1 protein-coding gene is annotated in these 1,460 nt (G+C 29.9%); it reads right to left on the bottom strand.

All coding sequences use genetic code 4. The features are described from left to right. Positions 1-265 precede the first annotated feature (265 nt). Positions 266-1,460: GA module-containing protein (locus UDIV_RS04065; protein WP_038103706.1), on the bottom strand; the 1,195-nt coding region annotated here is incomplete at its 5' end.

The following is a 1,460-nucleotide window of genomic DNA, read 5'->3' as shown; positions in this document are numbered from 1 at the left end:
GGGAAATATAGAGCAATTCTAAATTCAATTTTTCGTGCTGCAAAAAAAAAAAAAAGGACTTTCTAGGTAAATGTTCCGGTTTATATAGTTTTAAGAGAGTGTGTTTAATTGGTTGTTGTTTAAAGCTAAAGCGATTGCATCTTGCCTTTTTATTTGAACATTAAAGTTTATTTTCTACTATATAAAAAAATATAGAGAGTTTGAATCTCTATATTTAATTGTTTAGTAATATTTATAATTATTAATGACGCTTTGTATAAGTTTGTTATGCTAGATTAATTTCGCTACTTTCATTGTTTAATATATTCATTTTTGTTTTATCAGCTGAAGAAACGATAGAAACAACTTTTAATGTTACCTTACCAAAATTAGCTCATGGAGATAATGTTTCTACATCAAAAGTAGTAACACCATTTTTACTTACATTGTTTACATTATAAAGTGTTTTTCCAGTATTTCGATCTTTTCAAGTTCCTGTGCTATCTTTAACGAATAGATTGTTATTATTTTTAAATTCTAAAACTAGTGTATTATCTTTGATTTTATTATATGTTTCATCAGATGTTGAGATAGTTAGTTTTAAATAATTTCCGTTCTTTGTAAAAGATTTAATTGTTAATTTATTTTTAATAGCTAGCTTTTTAGAATCAAGTGCTTTTGCTTCATCAATTATAGTTTTGATTTCATCTTCCCTAGAAGATTGAGTAATTAATTCAATTTTATCCGTAAATGTTTTCTTTTCACTTTCAGATAAATTCTTTAAATCATTAATTGTTGATTTTGCAGTATCTTTTTTTGTTTTTAACTCCTGATCAGCATTTTGCTTTGCGTCTCCTGTTGCTGGTGGTGAAGCTTCTCCTTCTTGAGAATTTTCACTACCAGATCCCTCTTGATTATTGGCATTAGAATTAGCATTACCGCCAGGATTCATTTCTTGTTTTTTCTTATTTTCAGCATCTTTTGCTTTTGCTTTTGCTTCTTCAACTACAGCATCAATTTCGTCAGATTTAGTTGGGTCTGTAATTTTTTCAACCTTATCTGTAAATACTTTTCTTTCTTCATCAGATAAATTAATTAAACCACTAATAGTAGTATTAGCTTGTTCTTTCTTTGCTTTAAGAGCATCTTCAGCTTCTTTTTGTTTAGCTGCTTGTTCTTCTTGCTCTTTCTTCTTTTTCTCAGCTTCAGAATCTACATTATTAGAACCTTGGTCTCCGTGTTCATTTTTAGTTGTATTATCAGGAGTTGCACCAGATTCGCCTTGTTTTGGTGGTTGTGTTACATTTGGAGTTTCTCCTGTATTAGGTGAAGCTTGCGGAGTTGAATGTTGAGTAGTTTCAGGAGTGTTATTATTTGAACCACCTGATGGATTTGTTGTTCCACCATTGTTTGAACCTTGACCACTTGGATTTGTAGTACTTCCACTTCCAGGATTTGAAGATTCATTACCACCTGTTTGA

It is taken from the genome of Ureaplasma diversum NCTC 246 (assembly GCF_000731915.1).
In the GTDB taxonomy this organism is placed as follows: Bacteria; Bacillota_I; Bacilli_A; order Mycoplasmatales; family Mycoplasmoidaceae; genus Ureaplasma; species Ureaplasma diversum.
The sequence above is the reverse complement of the archived record's forward strand: the minus strand, read 5'-3'. Positions and strand labels throughout refer to the sequence as shown.